General features: G+C 65.9%; 16 protein-coding genes. 10 read left to right on the top strand and 6 right to left on the bottom strand.

All coding sequences use genetic code 11. From position 1 onward, the window contains the following. Positions 1–18: 18 nt before the first annotated feature. Genes Q4S45_RS16110 through Q4S45_RS16120 form a run of 3 tightly spaced genes read right to left on the bottom strand, consistent with a single transcriptional unit; the run spans position 19 to position 2,236 of the window. The gene (locus Q4S45_RS16110) at positions 19–672 is read right to left on the bottom strand and encodes an energy-coupling factor ABC transporter ATP-binding protein (protein WP_305505933.1); all 654 of its coding nucleotides are present in this window, start codon (positions 670–672) and stop codon (positions 19–21) included. Beyond that, on the bottom strand, positions 669–1,376 hold the full coding sequence (locus tag Q4S45_RS16115; protein WP_305505935.1) for an ABC transporter permease: 708 nt from the start codon (positions 1,374–1,376) through the stop codon (positions 669–671). Before Q4S45_RS16115 ends, Q4S45_RS16110 begins: the two co-directional genes overlap by 4 nt. Beyond that, positions 1,376–2,236 carry a formate dehydrogenase accessory sulfurtransferase FdhD gene (locus Q4S45_RS16120; protein ID WP_305505937.1) on the bottom strand — a complete coding sequence of 287 codons (861 nt, stop codon included), beginning with the start codon at positions 2,234–2,236 and terminating at the stop codon, positions 1,376–1,378. The genes Q4S45_RS16115 and Q4S45_RS16120 overlap by 1 nt, the downstream gene beginning before the upstream one ends. Before the next feature lie 191 nt (positions 2,237–2,427). Here Q4S45_RS16120 and Q4S45_RS16125 point away from each other — a divergent pair, with 191 nt between their 5' ends. The 8 genes from Q4S45_RS16125 to Q4S45_RS16160 are packed head-to-tail and all read left to right on the top strand — an operon-like array spanning position 2,428 to position 10,314. Continuing rightward, positions 2,428–3,225 (top strand): IclR family transcriptional regulator, encoded by a 798-nt coding sequence (locus Q4S45_RS16125; protein WP_305505939.1) that lies wholly within the window; start codon positions 2,428–2,430, stop codon positions 3,223–3,225. A 12-nt stretch (positions 3,226–3,237) separates the two neighbouring features. Further along, entirely contained in the window at positions 3,238–4,392 is a 1,155-nt protein-coding gene (locus Q4S45_RS16130; protein WP_305505941.1) for an acyl-CoA dehydrogenase family protein, read from the top strand. Continuing rightward, positions 4,392–5,933, top strand: coding sequence for a class I adenylate-forming enzyme family protein (locus Q4S45_RS16135; RefSeq protein ID WP_305505943.1), 1,542 nt, complete (start codon positions 4,392–4,394; stop codon positions 5,931–5,933). Before Q4S45_RS16130 ends, Q4S45_RS16135 begins: the two co-directional genes overlap by 1 nt. Then, positions 5,934–7,100: an ABC transporter substrate-binding protein gene (locus tag Q4S45_RS16140; protein ID WP_305505945.1), complete on the top strand. Its 1,167-nt coding sequence runs from the start codon at positions 5,934–5,936 to the stop codon at positions 7,098–7,100. A 6-nt stretch (positions 7,101–7,106) separates the two neighbouring features. Then, positions 7,107–7,979 carry a branched-chain amino acid ABC transporter permease gene (locus Q4S45_RS16145; RefSeq protein ID WP_305505947.1) on the top strand — a complete coding sequence of 291 codons (873 nt, stop codon included), beginning with the start codon at positions 7,107–7,109 and terminating at the stop codon, positions 7,977–7,979. Beyond that, positions 7,976–8,914: a branched-chain amino acid ABC transporter permease gene (locus tag Q4S45_RS16150; RefSeq protein WP_305505949.1), complete on the top strand. Its 939-nt coding sequence runs from the start codon at positions 7,976–7,978 to the stop codon at positions 8,912–8,914. The genes Q4S45_RS16145 and Q4S45_RS16150 overlap by 4 nt, the downstream gene beginning before the upstream one ends. Next, a complete protein-coding gene (locus tag Q4S45_RS16155) occupies positions 8,907–9,620 on the top strand; it encodes an ABC transporter ATP-binding protein (protein ID WP_305505951.1) in 714 nt (237 codons plus the stop codon). Before Q4S45_RS16150 ends, Q4S45_RS16155 begins: the two co-directional genes overlap by 8 nt. After that, positions 9,613–10,314 carry an ABC transporter ATP-binding protein gene (locus Q4S45_RS16160; RefSeq protein ID WP_305505954.1) on the top strand — a complete coding sequence of 234 codons (702 nt, stop codon included), beginning with the start codon at positions 9,613–9,615 and terminating at the stop codon, positions 10,312–10,314. The genes Q4S45_RS16155 and Q4S45_RS16160 overlap by 8 nt, the downstream gene beginning before the upstream one ends. 122 nt (positions 10,315–10,436) lie before the next feature. Here Q4S45_RS16160 and waaF read toward each other — a convergent pair whose 3' ends face one another. Continuing rightward, positions 10,437–11,405, bottom strand: a complete 969-nt coding sequence (gene waaF / locus Q4S45_RS16165; protein ID WP_305512125.1) for a lipopolysaccharide heptosyltransferase II — start codon at positions 11,403–11,405, stop codon at positions 10,437–10,439. A 47-nt stretch (positions 11,406–11,452) separates the two neighbouring features. Next, the gene (gene msbA, locus Q4S45_RS16170; RefSeq protein WP_305505956.1) at positions 11,453–13,177 is read right to left on the bottom strand and encodes a lipid A export permease/ATP-binding protein MsbA; all 1,725 of its coding nucleotides are present in this window, start codon (positions 13,175–13,177) and stop codon (positions 11,453–11,455) included. Positions 13,178–13,329: 152 nt separating this feature from the next. On the opposite strand from msbA, the gene Q4S45_RS16175 reads away from it, so the two are divergent. After that, on the top strand, positions 13,330–14,580 hold the full coding sequence (locus tag Q4S45_RS16175; RefSeq protein WP_305505958.1) for an O-antigen ligase: 1,251 nt from the start codon (positions 13,330–13,332) through the stop codon (positions 14,578–14,580). Then, the gene (locus Q4S45_RS16180) at positions 14,577–15,395 is read left to right on the top strand and encodes a glycosyltransferase family 2 protein (protein WP_305505960.1); all 819 of its coding nucleotides are present in this window, start codon (positions 14,577–14,579) and stop codon (positions 15,393–15,395) included. The genes Q4S45_RS16175 and Q4S45_RS16180 overlap by 4 nt, the downstream gene beginning before the upstream one ends. A 48-nt stretch (positions 15,396–15,443) precedes the next feature. On the opposite strand, the gene dnaE is transcribed toward Q4S45_RS16180, so the two are convergent. Beyond that, positions 15,444–18,980 carry a DNA polymerase III subunit alpha gene (gene dnaE / locus Q4S45_RS16185; protein WP_305505962.1) on the bottom strand — a complete coding sequence of 1,179 codons (3,537 nt, stop codon included), beginning with the start codon at positions 18,978–18,980 and terminating at the stop codon, positions 15,444–15,446. Between the last annotated feature and the right edge of the window lie 25 nt (positions 18,981–19,005).

Raw genomic sequence — 19,005 nt, forward strand, 5'->3', positions numbered from 1 at the left:
TTGCATGGCTTCTCCTGGTTATTTGTGTTCGATTCGTCCATCGCGCAGTTTCAGGCGCTGCACGCCCGGCAGGCCGATCAGGTCGGGATCGTGGCAGGCCATCACCACGCTGGCGCCGGCCGCGGTCAAGGTCGGGATCAGCGCGATCACCTGCTCGCGCGCGGCGCCGTCGAGGTTTGCGGTCGGCTCGTCGAGCAGCAGAAGGCGCGGTTTGAGCACCTTGGCGCGCGCCAGCGCCACGCGCTGCTTCTCGCCGCCCGACAGGCTGGCCGGATCGCTGTCCTGCAAGTGCGCCACGCCGGCCCACTCCATCGCCCGCGTTACTTCCATCTGCACCTGAGTTTTCGGCATACCGCGCGCCAGCAGCCCGTAGCCGATATTGTGCGCGACGCTGGTGGAAAACATGATCGGATGCTGGTGCACGTAGCCGATGGCGGCGCGCATCGCGGCCGGATACGGATCGAGCGCCATCGGCTTGCCGTCGAAGGTCAGCGATCCGGCGTCGGCGTGTTCGAGCCCGGCCAGGATGCGCAGCAAGGTGCTCTTGCCGGCCCCGTTCACGCCGGTCAGAACATACGCGCATGAGGCGTCGAGGACGAAACGGTCGATATCGAACAGCTGGCGCTCGCCGAAGCGCTTGCGCAGGTGCTCGATGGCCAGCAGCGCGCTCACACGTGGCCTCGCGCCATGTGGGCGTCGCCCTGCAGCAGCATCAGCGCGCCGTTCATCAGCAGCGCGATCGCCACCAGCACCATGCCGAGCGCAATGCCCTGCGCGAACTCGCCCTTGCTGGTTTCCAGCGCGATGGCGGTGGTGATGGTGCGCGTTTCGCCGGCGATGTTCCCGCCGACCATCAGCGCGCAGCCGACTTCGGAAATCACGCGCCCGAAGCCGCTGATGATTGCCGCCATCACGCCGAAGCGCACCTCGTACAGCACCGTCGTCATCACGCGCCAGCCGGCGGCTCCGTGCGCGATCGCGGTTTCGGCGTAGCGCGGATCGGCCGCCTGCACCGCCGCGAGCGTGAACGCCACCAGCACCGGCATGGCGATGACGAACTGGCCGGCAATCACGCCGGGCTGCGAAAACAGCCAGTGCAGCCCGCCGAGCGGTCCCGCGCGCGACAGCATCAGGTACAGCAGGAGGCCGATCAGCACCGTCGGCAGCGACAGCGCCGCCTGCGCCAGCCAGATCGCCACACGGCGGCCGCGGAAGCGGTGCGCCGCAATCGCATAGCCCAGCGCCACGGCGATCGGTGTCGCCAGCGCCAGGCCGATCAGGCTGGTCTTGAGGGAGATCCAGATGATGCGCCACAGCGCCGAGTCGCCGGACAGGAACAGGGCGAAGGCGCCGCTAATCGCGTCGAGCAAAGGCATCAGGCCTGGCGCACCGCGGGTTCGAGCAGGTGCGGCTCGAATTCCAGCCGGTCCTGGCCGGTCAGCAGCAGGAAGTGCTTGCCGGAGCAGCGCGACATCAGCGACATGCCGACCCGCTGCGCCACCATGTGCCCCATCTGCGTGGTGCCGGAGCGCGACAGCAGGAACGGGATGCCCATCTGCGCGCCCTTCATCACCATCTCGGAAGTGAGCCGGCCGGTGGTGTAGAACACCTTGTCGCCGCCGGCCACGCCATCGAGCCACATGCGGCCGGCGATGGCGTCGACCGCGTTGTGGCGGCCCACGTCCTCGAAGAAGTACAGCAGCTCGCCGGTGTTGGAGAACAGCGCGCAGCCATGCACCGAGCCGGCCTGCTTGTAGATCGAGTTCTGGGTGCGGATGGTGTCGACAATCCGGTACACGACCGACTGGCGCAGGCGCGCGTCGGGCGGCAGCGAGATCTTCTCGATTTCGTCCATCAGGCCGCCGAACACCGAGCCCTGGCCGCAGCCGGTGGTGACGACCTTCTTCGAGGTACGCTGCTCGACGTCGGCGATGCCGTTGCGGGTGACCACCGCCACCGCGTCCACCGACCAGTCGACCTGAACCGACTCGATCTCGTCGATCGAATTCACCAGCCGCTGGTTGCGCAAATATCCCAGCGTGAGCGCCTCGGGCGCGCCGCCCAGCGTCATCAGCGTGACCAGTTCGCGCTTGTCGACGTACACCGTCAGCGGGCGCTCGGCGGGAATCGCGATGGTGGAGCGGCGGCCGCGCTCGTCGACCACTTCGACATCGTGGGTGAGGCTGGCGCTCGCCTGGGACAGCAGCGGACGTTGTGAAAAGGGTAAAGGCGTCATGCCATGATTGTGCCATAGCCGTTCGGGCGCCGGGGAGCGGCGCTGGCGTAAAATTGACCGCGGTTAGCTCTGCGATTCATCCAGCCGGGGTCTGACCCGGTATTTCGCTGTGCGAACCGGCGTTTCGAAAAACGGTTGACAGACGAATAAACGGCGCTCACACTTCAAGGACATCTTGAACAGGACTGGCGATGGACGCGGAAATCGAAGTATTCGACGACGAGGGAACTGACCGCCAGTTCGTCAACGCCCTGGCGCGCGGACTGGAAGTGCTGCGCTGCTTCCGCCCCGGCGAGCAGTACCTGGCCAACGCCGAACTGGCCAGGCGCACCGCGATCCCCAAGCCGACCATCTCGCGCCTGACCTACACGCTCACCAAACTGGGCTACCTGGCCTACTCCGAATCCCTCGGCAAATACCAGCTCGGCGCCGGCGTGCTGGCACTCGGCTACCGCATGCTGTCCAACTTCGACGTGCGCAAGATGGCGCGCGGTCCGATGGAGGAACTGGCCGAATACGCGCAGGCCTCGGTGTCGCTCGGCACGCGCGACCGCCTCAGCATGGTCTACATCGAAACCTGCCGCAGCAGCGCGAACGTGACCTTGAAGCTCGACGTCGGCTCGCGCATCCCGATCGCCACCACCGCGATGGGCAAGGCGCTGCTATGCATCCTGCCCCAGGCCGAACGCGACTACCTGCTGGACCACGTACGCCAGCACGATCCGGAACGCTGGCCGAAGATCAAGGCCGGCGTCGAACAGGCCTACAAGGATTACCAGGACTTCGGCTTTTGCATCTCCGCCGGCGAATGGCAGACCGACGTGCACGCGGTCGGGGTGCCGGCCTTTGGCGCCGACGGCGAACAGGTCATGGCCTTCAACTGCGGCGGCCCGGCCTTCCTGCTGTCGCGTGAAAAGCTGGTCGGCGACCTTGGCCCGCGCCTGGTGAAGCTGGTGAAAGACATCGAAACCAATTTAGGCCGCGACTGACGCGCACACTCCATGATCCGTGACGAAGAAACCCTCAACATCCTGCTCGACTCCATCTCCCGCTTCGTGCGCGAGGTGCTGGTGCCGAACGAGAACCTGGTCGCCGAGACCGACGAGATCCCGCCCGCCATCGTCGCCCAGATGCGCGAGCTCGGGCTGTTCGGCCTGTCGATCCCCGAGCAGTACGGCGGCCTGCAGCTGACCATGGAAGAAGAAGTGCGCGTGGCGTTCGAGATCGCGAAGACGTCGCCGGCCTTCCGCTCGCTGATCGGCACCAACAACGGCATCGGCTCGCAGGGCATCGTCATCGACGGCACGCCGGAACAAAAGCAGCACTATCTGCCGAAGCTGGCCGCCGGCGAAATCATCGGCTCGTTCGCGCTGACCGAGCCGGGATCGGGTTCGGACGCGGCCTCGCTGCGCACCTCCGCGGTGCGCGACGGCGACTTCTACATCCTCAACGGCACCAAGCGCTACATCACCAACGCGCCCGAGGCCAGCATCTTCACCGTGATGGCGCGCACCGACCCGGCCAAGCGCGGTGCCGGCGCCATTTCGGCCTTCATCGTCGAGAAGGACACGCCCGGCCTCACGCTCGGCAAGATCGACAAGAAGATGGGCCAGCGCGGCGCCCACACCTGCGACGTGGTGTTCGAAAACTGCCGCGTGCCGGCGGCGAACGTCATCGGCGGCAAGGAGGGCGTCGGCTTCAAGACGGCGATGAAGGTGCTCGACAAGGGCCGCCTGCACATCGCCGCGGTCTGCGTCGGCGCGGCCGAACGAATGCTCGACGACGCGCTGCGCTACGCGATGGAGCGCCAGCAGTTCGGCCAGCCGATCGCCGAATTCCAGCTGATCCAGGCGATGCTGGCCGACAGCAAGGCCGAAATCTACGCCGCGCGCAGCATGGTGATCGACGCCGCGCGCCGCCGCGACAACGGCGACGATGTCTCGACCGAGGCTTCGTGCTGCAAGCTGTTCGCCTCCGAGATGTGCGGCCGCGTGGCCGACCGCTCGGTGCAGATCCATGGCGGCGCCGGCTACATCTCCGAATACGCGGCCGAACGCTTCTATCGCGACGTGCGCCTGTTCCGCATTTACGAGGGCACCTCGCAGATCCAGCAGATCGTCATCGCCCGCAACATGATCAAGGCGGCGCAGAAGTAATGGACATCGCCGCGCTGCTCGCCGCCCTGCCCGACCGCATCAGCGCGATCGTGCGCGCCGGCGCAGCGCGCGCGCCGGATGCGCCGGCGCTGAACGAAGGCGGCCGCACCTGGACCTATGCGCAACTGGCGGGTGAAGTCGATGCGCGCGTCGCCCTGTTGCGCCAGCTCGGCGTGCGCGGCGGCGACCGGGTGATGGTCGTCGGCGAGAACTGCGTCGCGCAGGTCGCGCTGATCTTCGCCGCCGCGGAACTCGATGCGTGGATCGTCAATGTCAACGCGCGGCTTTCCGCCGCCGAAATCGCCAACATCCGCGAGCATAGCGGCGCGCGGCGCGTGCTGTTCACGGTGGCCGCGTCGCCCGAGGCGCAGCAGCACGCCGCGCGCGAGGGCGCGGTGGCGCATGGCGACGTCATGGCCGGGCCGCTGAACGAAGCGTGCCTCCCTGAGCCGGTCGATGCCGGCAACGAACAGGTCGCGGCGCTGATCTACACCACCGGCACCACCGGCAGTCCGAAGGGCGTGATGCTCACGCACCGCAACCTGCTGTTCATCGCCGCCGTATCGAGCACCTTGCGCGGCCTGACGCCGCAGGACCGCGCGTATGGCGTGCTGCCGATTTCGCACGTCTACGGCCTGGCGTCGGTCATGTTCGGCACGCTGTATGCGGGCGCCTGCCTGTACCTCGCGCCGCGCTTCTCGGCGCAGGCCATGCTGCGCGCGATCGGCGACGACAGGCTCACCATCCTGCAGGGCGTGCCGGCGATGTACGCGCGGCTGCTCGAGCTGGCGGACAAGCCGCTGGCGTCGCAGCTGCGCTTCCTCTACGCCGGCGGCTCGCCACTCGACCCGGTGCTGAAGGCGCAGGTCGAAAGCGTGTTCGCCCTGCCGCTGCACAACGGCTACGGCATGACGGAAAGCTCGCCGACCATCAGCCAGACCCGCCTCGATGCGCCGCGTGCCGACACCTCGGTGGGCGCCGTCATTCCAGGCGTCGAGGTACGCATCGTCGATGCGGGCGGCGCCGACGTGCCAGCCGGCGAAGCGGGCGAACTGTGGGTCCGCGGACCCAACGTGATGAAGGGGTACTATCGTGAAGCAGCGCTGACCGCGGCGGCGATGCGCCCGGGTGGCTGGCTCAATACCGGCGACATGGCGCGCCAGGACCCGGACGGCGCGCTGTTCATCGTCGGCCGCACCAAGGAGCTGATCATCCGCTCCGGCTTCAACGTCTATCCGCTGGAAGTGGAGACGGCGCTGAACGCGCATCCTGGCGTCGCGCAGTCGGCGGTGGTCGGGCGCGCGCTCGCCGGCGGCAACGAGGAAGTGGTGGCCTTCGTCGAAACGGCGCCAGGCCAGGCGCCGACCGAGCAGGAACTGCGCGACTTCCTGGCGCAGCGCCTGTCGCCGTACAAGTGCCCGTCCGAGATCGTGATCATGAAAGCGCTGCCGGCGGCCGCAACAGGAAAAATTTTGAAGGGCCGGTTGAAAACACTGGCGCAGGAATCGCCACACAAAAAACTGACAAAAGGAGACAAGTAGATGAAGACGACTTTCAAGCGGTTGGCACTGGCAGCGCTGGTTTCGGCGGCCTGCATCGGCGCAGCAAACGCCGAGGAGATCAAGGTCGGCGCGGAGCTGCCGCTCACCGGTTCGCTCGCGCGGGTGGGCGCAGGTATGCAGGAAGGGATCATGGTGGCGCAGGAGGTCTTCAACAAGACCAACGGCAAGCACACGATCAAGGTCATCACCATCGACGACGAGTCGGCGCCGGCCAAGGCCATCGCCGCAGTCGAAAAGCTGGCCAGCGACGGCGTGGTCGCCATCACCGGCGGCTACGGCAGCAACAACATCTCGCCCGCCTCGGACGCGGCCAACAAGCTTGGCCTGGTCTACATCACCTCCGGCGGCGTCGACGACAGCCTGGTCGCCGCCGGCCGCAAGAATTTTTTCCGCATCAATAACTCGGCCGGCTACGAAAAGGCGCTGGTCGGCCTGCTGCAGGACGTGAACGCGAAGTCGGTGTCGATCGTGTATTCGACCAAGGACGCCACCTCGGGCCTGGCCAAGGATGTCGAAAAGGCGCTGGCCGCCAAAGGCGTGAAAGTGGCAATGCACTCGTTCGATCCGGCCATCACCGACTTCAAGCCGATCATCAACAAGGTCAAGCTGCAGGACAAGTCCGAAGTCATCGCGATGGTCGGCTACGAGAACGATTACGTCGGCATCCTGCGCGCTGCGCGCGTGCTCAAGCCGTCGGTCAAGGCGATGGTCGGCGTGTGGTCGCTGGCGACGCCGAAGATGGCGGCCGACTTCCCCGACCTGATGCCGCACGTGTTCGGCACCGCGCTGCTGCCCTTCCCGGCCGAATTCAAGACCGCCGACGGCAAGGCGTTCGCCGACGCGTACAAGACGCTGTACAAGAAGGAGCCTGACTATCTCGGCCAGTTCGGCTACGTGCAGTCGATGCTGCTGTTCGAAGCGATCGCGCGCGCGGCCGACAAGGGCACGCTGAAAAAAGGCGGCGTCGCCGACGAACTGCGCAAGACCGACAAGGAGACGCTGATCGGCCGCGTGCAGTTCGGCGCCAACGGCGACAATCCGAACTTCGTGCACCGCATGGGCCAGCACCAGGACAAGAAGATCGTCATCGTCTGGCCGAAGGAAAGCGCCACCGGCAAGATCGCCTACCCTGCCACGCCCTGGTAAGCCGACATGACTGAACTGATACTGCAGGCGCTGTATTCGGGCTTGCTGCAGGGTGGCTCATACGCCCTCATCGCCCTCGGCCTGGCGCTGGTATTCGGCACCATGAAGGTGATCAACCTCGCGCACGGCGAACTGGTGCTGCTTGCCGCCTACATCGCGTACGCGGTGGAGTCGGGCCTGGGCTGGGGCCCGGTGCTCGCCATCCCGGTTGCGCTGGTGGTGGTGTGCATCGCCGCGGTATCGGTTTATCTCATCGTCAGTCGCATCAAAAAGGACCGCGAGATCAACTCGCTGATCCTCACCTACGGCATCGGCGTCATCCTGACCAACGTGATTCTGCTGGTGTGGCACGCCGACGTGCGCTCCACCAGCTCGACCTGGCTGCAGGAAGCGTTCGTCGTCGGGCCTCTGTTCTCGATGCGCAGCGAGCTGATTTTCTTCGTCGTCAGCATCGTGCTGATGGCAGCGCTGTGGTGGTGGCTGTCGAAAAGCTGGTACGGCCGCGCGGTGCGCGCCGTGTCCAGCAATCGCGATGCCGCGAAGCTGATGGGCGTCGATCCGGGCCGCACCGAGCTGGTGTCATTCATCGTCGCCGGCGTGCTGGCTTCGTTTGCCGGCGTGGCGCTATTCAGCTACGGCGTGATCCAGCCGGCCTACGGCGGCGCGCTGACCGTCAAGGCCTTCATCATCACCGTGCTGGCCGGCGTCGGTTCGATTCCCGGCGTACTGCTCGGCGCGGTGCTGCTTGGCGTGGCCGAAGCGCTCACCGTCACCCTCGCCAGCTCGGCGCTGCAGGAACTGGCCGGCATGACGCTGTTCCTGCTGGTGCTGCTGGTGATGCCCAACGGCCTGTTCGGCGCCGCCCGGAGGCGCGGATGAAATACGCAAAAATCCTCGCGATCCTGATGTTCGCCTACGCCGTCGTGCCGCTGGCGGTCGGCGCCAACAACTACTATATGAGTATGCTGGTCGCCGCGCTGGTGATCGGCGGTGTCGCGCTGTCGTGGGCGCTGCTCGGCAACCTGGGCGGAATGGTCAGCTTCGGCCATTCGGCCTTCGTCGGCATCGGCGCGTACGTGTCGGCCATCCTCTCGGCCAAACACGGGGTTCCGGTGTTGATGGCGGTGCCGCTCGGCGGCATTGGCGCGGTGCTCGCGTCGATCGTGATGATGCCGGTGCTGCGCCTGCGCGGCCCCTACTTTGCGCTGGCGATCCTCGCGTACGCCCACATCTTCCGCATTCTCGCGACCGAATGGAGCTCCGTGACGGGCGGCTCGGGCGGCGTATCCGGCATCCCCGGCTTCCCCGAACTGTTCGGCATGAACAACAAGATGGCTTCCTACCTGGTCGCGGTAACGCTCATCCTCGTGTTCGCGCTGGCTTACCACCGCATCCGCGCCAGCTACTACGGCATCGCCTTGCGCGCCATGCATGACAGCGAGGACGCGACACGCGTCGTCGGCGTCAACAGCACCGTGCTCAAGGCGGGGATGCTGATGGTCTCCGCGTTCATGGCCGGCGTGTTCGGCGCGGTCAACGCGCACTACATCAACTTCCTGGAACCCGACTACGCGTTCAACGCGCTGTGGGTCACGCTGCCGATCGTCGCGGCCATTTTCGGCGGCTACCGCACCATCTCGGGCCCGGTGATCGGCGCGCTGGTCGTCTATCTCGCCGACCAGCTGGTCTTCAAGACGCTGATGCCGACGGGGCACCAGCTGGTGCTCGGCGTGCTGCTGGTACTGATGATCGTGTTCAGCCCTTCGGGCCTGATGTCCTTGTTGAAGAAGAAGCAGGCGGCGCCCCATGCTTGAACTCGACAACGTATCGGTGCGCTTCGGCGGCCTGACCGCCGTCAACGACGTCACCCTGAAGATCGGCAGCCATGACGTGATCGGCCTGGTCGGCTCGAACGGCGCCGGCAAGACCACGCTGTTCAACGCGATCTCGGGCTTGGTCCAGCCGACTGCCGGGGGAATTCGCTTCTTCGACCGCGACGTGATGCGCGCGCCAATGTACCGCCGCGCGCGGCTCGGCATCGGCCGCACCTTCCAGGTGCCGCAGCCAATGCACGAATTGACGGTACGCGAGAACCTGCTGGTGGCGCAGCGCTTCGGCACCGGCCGCGTCGACCAGAAGAAAATCGACGAGATCCTCGACTTCACCAGCTTGCAGGACAAGGCCGGCCGCGACGCGGCGAGCGAACTGGCGCTGACCGAGCTGAAGGCGCTGGAAGTGGCGAAGGCGCTCGCGACCGATCCGAAACTGCTGCTGCTCGACGAGGTGCTGGCCGGCCTGGAGACCACCGGCAAGCGGCGCTTCATGGGTATGCTGCGCGACCTGCACGCCAAATTCGGCGTCGGCATCGTGATGATCGAACACGATATCGAAATCATCTCCGCGCTGTGTCCTCGCGTGGCGGTGCTCAATTTCGGCCAGCTGATCGCGGACGGCACGCCCGACGCGGTATTCCGCGATCCGGCCGTCATCAAAAGCTACACGGGAGCGGCGGATGCTTGAACTGAAGCAGGTGCGCGCCGGGTATGGCGCGATCAATGTGCTGTGGGATGTGTCGCTGTCGGCGGCGAGCGGCCAGCTGACCACCATCATCGGACCGAACGGCGCCGGCAAGACCACGCTGCTGCGCGCGGTCATGGGGCTGGTGCCGGTGACGCAAGGCGAGATCGCCATCGACGGCAGATCGCTGACGGGCACACGCACGTGGGACATGGCGGACCTGGGCGTGGCGATGATCCCGGAAGGCCGCATGGTGTTTCGCGACATGAGCGTCGAGGAGAACCTGATCATGGGCGCGTTCCCGAAGGCGCAGCGTTCGCATCTGGCCACGCGGCTGGAGGAAGCGTTCACGATGTTTCCGCGTCTGCGCGAACGGCGCAAGCAGCTGGCCGGCTCGCTGTCCGGCGGCGAGGCGCAGATGCTGGCGATGGGGCGCGGGCTGATGTCGGATCCAAAGCTGCTGATCATCGACGAGCCCTCGCTGGGACTGGCGCCGCTGGTGGTCAACGAGCTGTTCGAGATCCTGGCGCGGCTGAAGGATGGCAAGCGGACGATCATCCTGGTCGAGCAGAATACCCAGCGCGCGGTGGGCGTCGCGGACCATGTGTACCTGATGCAGAGCGGGAAAGTGGTGATGTCGAAGGCCGCGGCGGAAGTCGACCTGGAGCACTTGCACGAGCTTTACTTCGCTCGATAACGACAGCTAGCTCGTCGTACCCGCGAAGGCAGGTACCCATACTGAGCGTGCATCTGAGGGGAAGGAAATTCAGCATGGGTACCTTCCTTCGCAGGTACGACGTTTGCGGGTCTGACCATTGGTCAGACCTTGATCATCGGCCGAAGTTCCGCCCACACCATCCCGGCGTCCATTTTATTCATGCAGTCGTGATGGCCCAGCGGGCACTCGCGCTGTTTGCACGGCGAGCATGCCAGGCGTAGTGAAATCGATTTGGCCATATCCGAAAACGGCGGCGCGTGATCCGGATCGGTCGGCCCGTACAGCGCCACCACCGGGCGGTTCAGCGCCGAGGCGATGTGCAGCAGCCCCGAGTCGTTGGCCACCACCGCGTCGGCGCGCGCGATCAGTGCAATCGCTTCGCCCAGCCTGGTGGCGCCAGCCAGGTTGAACATGCCTTCCTTGCCGCTGCCGGCGATCACTTCGTCGCACGCTTCCCTGTCTTTCGGTGAACCAAGCAGCGCAATTTGCGCCGTCGGATCGTGCGCGAAGATCTGTCTTGCAAGCTGCGCGAAATGCGCCGCCGGCCATCGCTTCGCCGCGCCGAATTCGGCGCCCGGCGCAAAAACCACCAGCGGGCGATCCAGAGCGATGCCGGTCTTCGCGCACACCGCCGCAATTTCCTCGCTGCTGGCTCCCATGCGCGGCCGCGGCGCAGGCGTCAGCGCCATCGAAGGATCCTGCGCCAGCGCGGCGTAGAACGGCACCATCGGGCGCGGCGGCGTGTCGTCGTGATGCATCACGTTGAGCAGGCCGTAGCGCATCTCGCCCTTGTAGCCGACGCGCTCGGGAATCCCGGCCAGCCAGGGAATCAGCGCGTACTTGAGGGTATTGGGCAGCACGTATGCGTCGGCATATCCGCGCTGGCGCAGCTCGCGCGCGTAGCGCCAGCGTTCCTTCAATTGCAGCGCGCCGTGCCGGAACGGGGTTTCAAGCACGGTATCGACTTCGGCCATCGCGCGCCACACCGGCGACACCGACGGCGGCGCCAGCACGTCGATCGCGCGGTCGGGATGCTTCTGCTTCAGCCGCTGCAGCAGCGGCTGCGCCATCACCGCGTCGCCGATCCAGTTCGGCGAAATCACCAGGGTGCGGCGGTTCACGCAGCCTCCGAGAACTGCAGCCTGTAGAGGTTCGCGTACATGCCGCCGGCGGCCAGCAGTTCGTCATGGCGGCCGGACTCGATGATGCGGCCCTGCTCCATCACGACGATGCGGTCGGCGCGCTCCACCGTCGACAGGCGGTGCGCGATCACCAGCGTGGTGCGGCCTTGCATCAGCGTGTCGAGCGCGGCCTGCACCGCGCGTTCCGATTCGTTGTCCAGCGCGGACGTCGCCTCATCGAGAATGAGGATCGGCGCGTCCTTGTAGATGGCGCGCGCGATGGCCACGCGCTGGCGCTGCCCGCCCGACAGGCGCATGCCATTCTCGCCGATCATCGTGTCCACGCCATCGGGCAGCGCGGCGACCACGTCGCTCAGGTGCGCGGCCTTGATGGCAGCGGCCAGGCGCGCGCCATCGACCTGCTCGGCGCCATACGCGATGTTGGCGCCCAGCGTATCGTCGAACAGCACTACGTTCTGGCTGACCATCGCCAGTTGCGCGCGCAGGCTGGTGAGCTTGATGTCCTCGTACGGCACGCCGTCAAGCACGATGCGGCCCGATTCGGGCGAATAGAAGCGCGTGACCAGGTTGACGAACGTGGATTTGCCGCCGCCCGAAATGCCGACCAGCGCCACCGTCTGTCCAGGCAGGATCTCGAGCGACACGTTCGACAGCGCCAGCGGAACGCTCCCGGGATAGCGGAACGACACGTTCTCGAACTTCAGGTGGCCCTTCGCGCGGCCCAGCACTGTGGTGCCGGTATCGTGCTCCGCCGGCGCGTCGATCATTGCGTACACGGTTTCGGCGGCGATCATCCCGCGCTGCATCGGGCCGTTCACTTCCACCAGCGCCTTGAGCGGCTGCAGCAGCATCAGCATCATGGTGATGAAGTTGGTGAATTCGCCGACGCTCATGTCGGAACGGATCGCCAGCACGATCACCACCGACACCGCCAGCGCGGTGGCGATCTGGGTGATTGGCACGGTGGCGGCGTGGGCCACCGTCATGCGCTGCGAAAAGCCGCGCAGGGCGTCGCTGCGCTGCTCGAAGCGCTTGCTCTCGTAGCGTTCGCCGGAAAACACGCGGATGACCTGGTGTCCGCGCGCCGCTTCCTCGACCACCTGGGTCATCTCGATGGTCACGCGCTGGTTGTCGCGATTGAGCTTGCGCAGGCGCCCGGTGGTGGTGCGCACGATGACGGCGGTGGCCGGCACGACCACCAGCGCCACCAGGGTCAGCTTCCAGTTCAGGAACAGCAGCGCGATCAGCAGGCCGGCCACCACCATCGTGTCGCGCACGAAGGCCAGGAACACGGAGTTGATCATGTCGACCACCTGGCGCACGTCGCCGATCACGGTGTTGATGATCTTGCCGGTCGATTCGTGCTGAAAGCTCGCGACGGGCAAGCGCAGCACGCGCTCGAACACCATGCCGCGAAGGTCGTTGAGCACGCGGCTCATGACCCAGTTGTTCAGGTAGGCCGTGGAAAACGTGAACACGCCGCGCAGGATGAAGATCGACAGCAGCACCAGCGGCACCAGCCACAGGCTGAACGACATCTTGTTCGCGCCGAATCCCTTGTCGAGCAGGAGTTCGAGCGCCTTGCCCAGCATCGGCTGGGTCGCGGCGGTGCCGGCCATGGCCAGCAGCGACAGCAGGGCGCGGGTGCGATAAGGCCAGACCACCGCAACCAGGCGCCTGGCAATGCTACGTTTTTCCATCGATTCGTCTTTCGTGTTCGGGGCGGCGCTCCGAATACCCGCGCCAGCCCGGCATTTTCGCACGAAACCGTACGCCAGCGGAGGCCCCTGGCGGCGCGGCCCCGTACGGTAGAATAACGGACAATATTCACTGGAGCGTTCGCCGCTTGCACATGACAATCGCACCACCAGTTCCGCTGACGCGGGCCGAAAACATTGTCCGCTACCTGATCCTGCTTGCGCTGTTTTCGGTGTCGTTCTCCACCGCGCTGACCAACCTGTTCGTCGGCTTCGGCTACATCGGCTTCATCGTAGCGCTGTGCACCAGCCCTTCCCTGCGCCGCGTACTGCGCTCGCCGCCGGCGCTGCTGGCGCTCGCGCTGCTGGCACTGTTCATCATTGGCGCAAGCTGGTCGATCGCGCCGCGCGCCGACCTGGCGACTGCGTTGAAAAAATACTCGCGGCTGCTGATCCTGCCGATGGCGATTGCCATGAGCTGGCGCGATCCCGGCCTGGCGCCGCGCGCGCTGCGCTGGTTCCTCGGCGGCGCCGCGGTGCTCGCCGTATCCTGCTACCTGGTCAAATTCGGCATGATGCCGGAGTCGCGCCTGGGCTGGTGGAAGGTCAGCACCGACGCGCGCGACGCTTACGTCTTCAGGAACCACATCACGATCGGCATCCTGCTGGGGTTTGCCGCCTGCCTCAGCCTCCTGGCCGCCAGCTACAAGACGGCCTGGCGCGCCCGCGCACTGTGGATCGCCGGCGGCGTGCTGTTTGCGGTGCCGACCATTTTCCTCGGCCAGGGCCGGACCGGCTATGTCGCCCTGTTCATCGGCATGGTCGCGCTGTTCCTGATCCGCACGCGCATCACGCCGCTGCGCACGGTCGCCGGCGTGATGGCGATCGGCGCGCTGTTCCTCGGCTTCTATCTCGCATCGTCCAACGTCAGGTCGCGCACCGACGACATGGTCAACGAGATCCAGAACCACCGCGTGCAATCGCCGAACGGCCTGCGCGTGAGCTTCCTCAGCGTGGGACTGGACGTGGTTGCCGCCCACCCGCTGCTGGGGGTCGGCACCGGCGGGTTTGCAGAGGCTTATGCGCCCACCGCGCAGCGCAACTGGCCGGCCGGCCACGAGATGGCAACCGCGCGGCACCAGCCGCACAGCGAATTCCTTCTCGTGGCGGTGCAGCTTGGGCTGCTTGGATCGCTGGTCTATTTCGCCATGCTCGGAACGATCGGCGGCGCCGCACTCGGGGCGCGCAATTTCGAGAGCGACAGCCTCGCGCTGCTGTGGGTGGTGTACGTGGTGACGTCGTCGTTCAACAGCCTGCTGTGGGATACCACCGAGGCGCACTGGTTCCTGCTGCTGGCGGGATGTTTGTATGTTGGCGCGCTTCGGCGCCGTGGAGTGAAGCAATGACCGATGGACTGATCACGCTGATCGTCACGACCTACAACCGGCCCGACGCGCTGGAGGCGGTACTCGAGGGCTGCTTCACGCAGAGCGACCGGAATTTCGAGATCATCGTCGCCGATGACGGCTCGACCGAGGTCACGCGCGATTGCATCGCGCGCCTGGCGGCCCGCTCGCCGGTGCCGCTGCGGCATGTGTGGCAGGAGGACATCGGCTTCCGTCTGGCGGGGGCGCGCAACCGCGGCATCGAGGCGGCGCAGGGAGAATACATCCTCATTCTCGATGGCGATTGCGTGCCGCAGCGGGACTTCATCGAGCAGCACCGCAAGCTGGCGCGGCGCGGGTTCATGGTGACGGGAAGCCGGATCCTGCTCGACGAGGCTTACACCAGGCAGGTGCTGGAGCGGCATATCGCGCTGCAGTCGCTGCGGTTTGCGGACAAGATTCGCCTGCGCGCGGCCGGGCATTTGAACAAGGCCTTGCAGCTGATCGTGAAGCTGCCGGACGTCGGGCGCGAGAAGCGACGCTTTAGCTATCGCCGCATCAAGGGCTGCAACATGGCGATCTGGCGCTCGGACCTGGAGCTGGTGAACGGCTTTGACGAAAGCTTCAAGGGCTGGGGGCACGAGGATGCCGATATGGTAGTGCGGCTGTTCAATGCGGGCGTGATGCGCAAAGACGGGGCGTTCGCGACGGAGGTGTTCCATCTTTGGCACCGCGAGGCGCAGCGGGACCAGGCGAGCAGCAACAAGAAGGTTGTGCTGGAGCGGGAGATGGATCGGACGACGCAGGCGGCGAAAGGGCTGCGCGAGCACCAGTAATTTAATCCAAATGGGGTCAGGTCCGCAGGACCAGACCCCCGACTCCGGTCAGTATTCGACGGCGACTTCTTTCGCGCCCAGCACGCGCTCCAGCGCCAGCTGCAAGGCGTCCGACGGCGCCACCCGCCAGTCGTCGCTCAGCTGCACCAGGCATGGAACGCCTTGCGGCTCCACGCGCATCGCGACCGGCAGGCCGTCCGGATTGCGGTGCGGCTGCAGCACTTCCGCCACCTTGGCGGGACTGACCGTGCAGGCCATCGACATCGACAGGCGGTTGCCGTACTGGATGCGCGACATCGCGATGTCGAACACCTTCTCCGCGGTGATGCGCAGGCCTCCGTTGAAGCGGTCTTCCGACACCTTGCCCACCACCAGCAGGAAGTCGTCTTCCTTGAAGATGTTCTTGTTCGCTTCGAACAGTTCGCTGTACACCGTCACCTCGACCACCGCCGTCTTGTCGTCGAGCGAGACGATCAGGATGCGGCCGCGCTGCGTCATCTGGCTGCGCACGCCGGTGATCACGCCGCACAGCATGCGCGCCTCGCGCGACGGATCGAGGTCCTTGAGCTTGGTGCGCGCAAAACGCCGCACTTCGGTCGCATACGTGTCGAACATGTGCCCGGACAGGTAGAAGCCGAGCGCGATTTTTTCCTCGGACAGCTTCTGCTTGTCGGTCCACGGCGTGGCCTTGACGTAGTCGGGCGGGGCCACCAGGTCGCTGTCGTCGCCGCCAAACAGGCTGACCTGGTTAGCCGACGCCTGCGCCTGGTCGGCGCACTCCACCGCGAACGCGACCGACGCCAGCAGGATCGCGCGGTCCACGCCGAAGCAGTCCATCGCACCGGCGCGGATCAGGGACTCGATCGTGCGGCGGTTGATCTGCTTGCGGTCGACCCGCTTGCAGAAGTCGAACAGGTCGGTGAACTTGCCGCCGCTGGTGCGCGCCGCGATGATCGCCTCGATCGCCGACTGGCCCGATCCCTTGACGGCGCCCAGGCCGTAGCGGATGTTGGTGACGCGCTTGCCGGTCACCGACGGCGCTTCGCCTTCCGGCGTGAAACGGTAGTCGGAATGGTTGATATCGGGCGGCAGCAAGGTCAGGTTGCAGACGTCGATCGCGTCTTCGACCAGGATCTTGATCTTGTCGGTGTCGTCCATCGCCAGCGACAAGTTGGCCGCCATGAAGGCCGCGGTGTGGTGCGCCTTCAGGTAGGCCGTGTGGTACGACAGCAGCGCGTACGCAGCCGCGTGCGACTTGTTGAAGCCGTAGCCCGCGAACTTCTCCATCAAGTCGAAGATCTCGTCGGCCTTCTCGGCGGACAGGCCATCCTTGGCGGCGCCGGCGCGGAAGATCTCGCGGTGCTCCGCCATCTCCTCGGCCTTCTTCTTACCCATCGCGCGGCGCAGCATGTCGGCGCCGCCCAGCGAGTATCCGCCGACGATCTGCGCCATCTGCATCACCTGCTCCTGGTAGACCATGATGCCGTAGGTCTCGGCCAGAATCACTTCGGTGCGCGGATCGGGATAGTCGAACTTTTCGCCGTGCTTGCGCTTGCAGAAATCGGGAATCAGGTCCATCGGGCCCGGGCGGTACAGCGCCACCAGCGCGATGATGTCCTCGAAGCGGTCGGGCCGCGCGTCTTTCAGCATGCCCTGCATGCCGCGCGACTCGAGCTGGAAGATCGCGACCGTCTTGGCCTTGGTCAGCAGGTCGTACGATGCGCGGTCGTTGAGCGGCAGCTTGGCCAGGTCGAAGTCGGCGTTGGCCGGGTCGAGCTGCTTGATGTAGCGCACCGCGCGGTCGAGGATGGTCAGCGTGGTCAGGCCCAGGAAGTCAAACTTGACCAGGCCGACGGCTTCGACGTCGTCCTTGTCGTACTGCGACACCACGCCCGAGTCGCCGCCCTGGGTGTACAGCGGGCAGAAATCGGTCAGCTTGCCCGGCGCGATCAGGACGCCACCGGCGTGCATGCCGATGTTGCGGGCGATGCCTTCGACCTGCTGCGCCAGGTCGAGCAGCTGCTTGACCTCGTCCTCGTTCTCGAGCCGCTCGGCCAGCATTGGTTCCTCGGCGATGGCGTCGGCGATGGTGACGGGCTTGCCCGGCTTGAACGGGATCAGCTTGGAGATGCCGTCGCAGAAGTTGTAGCCGAAATCGAGCACGCGGCCGACGTCGCGGATCGCGCCCTTCGCGGCCATCGTACCGAAGGTGGCGATCTGCGAGACCGCCTCCTTGCCGTACAGGTCCTTCACGTGCTGGATGACGCGGTCGCGCCCTTCCTGGCAGAAGTCGATGTCGAAGTCGGGCATCGAGACGCGTTCAGGGTTGAGGAAGCGCTCGAACAGCAGGTTGTACTGCAGCGGATCGAGGTCAGTGATCAGCAGCGAGTACGCCACCAGCGAGCCGGCGCCCGAACCCCGGCCCGGTCCGACCGGAACGCCGTTTTCCTTGGCCCACTTGATGAACTCCGCCACGATCAGGAAGTAACCGGGGAATTTCATGTTGCAGATGGTGTCGGTCTCGAACTTCAGGCGCGCCTCGTAGCGCGGGCGCTCGGCCTCGCGCTTGGCTTCGTCCGGATACAGCTGGACCAGGCGCTGTTCCAGGCCGGCCTTCGATTCGGACACCAGGAATTCGTCGATCGTCATGCCCGGCGGCGTCGGGAAGTTCGGCAGCTGCGGCTTGCCCAGCGTGAGCACGACGTTGCAGCGCTTGGCGATTTCAACCGAGTTGGCCAGCGCGGCCGGCATGTCGGCGAACAGTTCGGCCATCTCGGCCTGGCTCTTGAAGCGCATCTCTTCGTTGAAGCGCTTGACGCGCTTGCCGTTGGCGAGCATCTCGCCTTCCGCGATACAGGTGCGCGCCTCGTGCGCGATGAACTCTTCCTGCGACAGGAACTGGATCGGATGGGTGGCCACGACCGGCAGGCCAAGCTTGGCCGCCAGCGCGACCGAATGGCGCACCTGCGGCTCCTGGTTCGGCTGGCCGGCGCGCTGCACCTCTATATAGAAGTGGCCCGGGAATACCGAGGCCCAGCGCCGGGCGCAGCGTTCGGCCAGATCCAGGTTGCCGTTTTCGATCGCCTGGCCGACGTCGCCGAAGTGGGCGCCCGACAGCACGATCAGGCCGTTGGCCTGCGACTGCCCGGGATGCAGCGTCGATTCGCTGGTGGCCAGCGCTTCGAGCCATTCGGGGCGGATCTCGGCGCGGCCCTTGTTCTGGTTGGTCAGCCAGGCGCGCGACAGCAGGTCGCACAGCTGCAGGTAGCCCATGTGGTTTTTCGCCAGCAGCAGCAGGCGCGAAGGCCGGTCGCGGTTGTCGTCGTTGCTGATCCAGGCGTCGACGCCGATCACCGGCTTGATGCCCTTGCCGCGCGCCGACTTGTAGAACTTGACCATGCCGAACAGGTTGGCCAGGTCGGTGATCGCCAGCGCCGGCTGCTTGTCCTTGGCGGCGGCGCCGATGATGTCGTCGATGCGCACCAGGCCGTCGACGATCGAGTATTCCGAGTGCACGCGCAGGTGGACAAATGCCGGAGCCGCCGGTTTTGCCGGGGCAGCCACCGTTTCAGTACCAAGTTCCATGACATCCATGCTCATTTGCTAATCA

Source organism: Massilia sp. R2A-15, from assembly GCF_030704305.1.
In the GTDB taxonomy this organism is placed as follows: domain Bacteria; phylum Pseudomonadota; class Gammaproteobacteria; order Burkholderiales; family Burkholderiaceae_D; genus JAFCUW01.

Coding starts and splice junctions, on each gene's coding strand:
- Q4S45_RS16115 (WP_305505935.1), bottom strand. CDS start 1,376: ATGCCTTTGCTCGACGCGATTAGCGGCGCCTTCGCCCTGTTCCTGTCC.
- Q4S45_RS16120 (WP_305505937.1), bottom strand. CDS start 2,236: ATGACGCCTTTACCCTTTTCACAACGTCCGCTGCTGTCCCAGGCGAGC.
- Q4S45_RS16125 (WP_305505939.1), top strand. CDS start 2,428: ATGGACGCGGAAATCGAAGTATTCGACGACGAGGGAACTGACCGCCAG.
- Q4S45_RS16130 (WP_305505941.1), top strand. CDS start 3,238: ATGATCCGTGACGAAGAAACCCTCAACATCCTGCTCGACTCCATCTCC.
- Q4S45_RS16135 (WP_305505943.1), top strand. CDS start 4,392: ATGGACATCGCCGCGCTGCTCGCCGCCCTGCCCGACCGCATCAGCGCG.
- Q4S45_RS16140 (WP_305505945.1), top strand. CDS start 5,934: ATGAAGACGACTTTCAAGCGGTTGGCACTGGCAGCGCTGGTTTCGGCG.
- Q4S45_RS16145 (WP_305505947.1), top strand. CDS start 7,107: ATGACTGAACTGATACTGCAGGCGCTGTATTCGGGCTTGCTGCAGGGT.
- Q4S45_RS16150 (WP_305505949.1), top strand. CDS start 7,976: ATGAAATACGCAAAAATCCTCGCGATCCTGATGTTCGCCTACGCCGTC.
- Q4S45_RS16155 (WP_305505951.1), top strand. CDS start 8,907: ATGCTTGAACTCGACAACGTATCGGTGCGCTTCGGCGGCCTGACCGCC.
- Q4S45_RS16160 (WP_305505954.1), top strand. CDS start 9,613: ATGCTTGAACTGAAGCAGGTGCGCGCCGGGTATGGCGCGATCAATGTG.
- waaF (WP_305512125.1), bottom strand. CDS start 11,405: ATGGCGCAGCCGCTGCTGCAGCGGCTGAAGCAGAAGCATCCCGACCGC.
- msbA (WP_305505956.1), bottom strand. CDS start 13,177: ATGGAAAAACGTAGCATTGCCAGGCGCCTGGTTGCGGTGGTCTGGCCT.
- Q4S45_RS16175 (WP_305505958.1), top strand. CDS start 13,330: ATGACAATCGCACCACCAGTTCCGCTGACGCGGGCCGAAAACATTGTC.
- Q4S45_RS16180 (WP_305505960.1), top strand. CDS start 14,577: ATGACCGATGGACTGATCACGCTGATCGTCACGACCTACAACCGGCCC.
- dnaE (WP_305505962.1), bottom strand. CDS start 18,980: ATGGAACTTGGTACTGAAACGGTGGCTGCCCCGGCAAAACCGGCGGCT.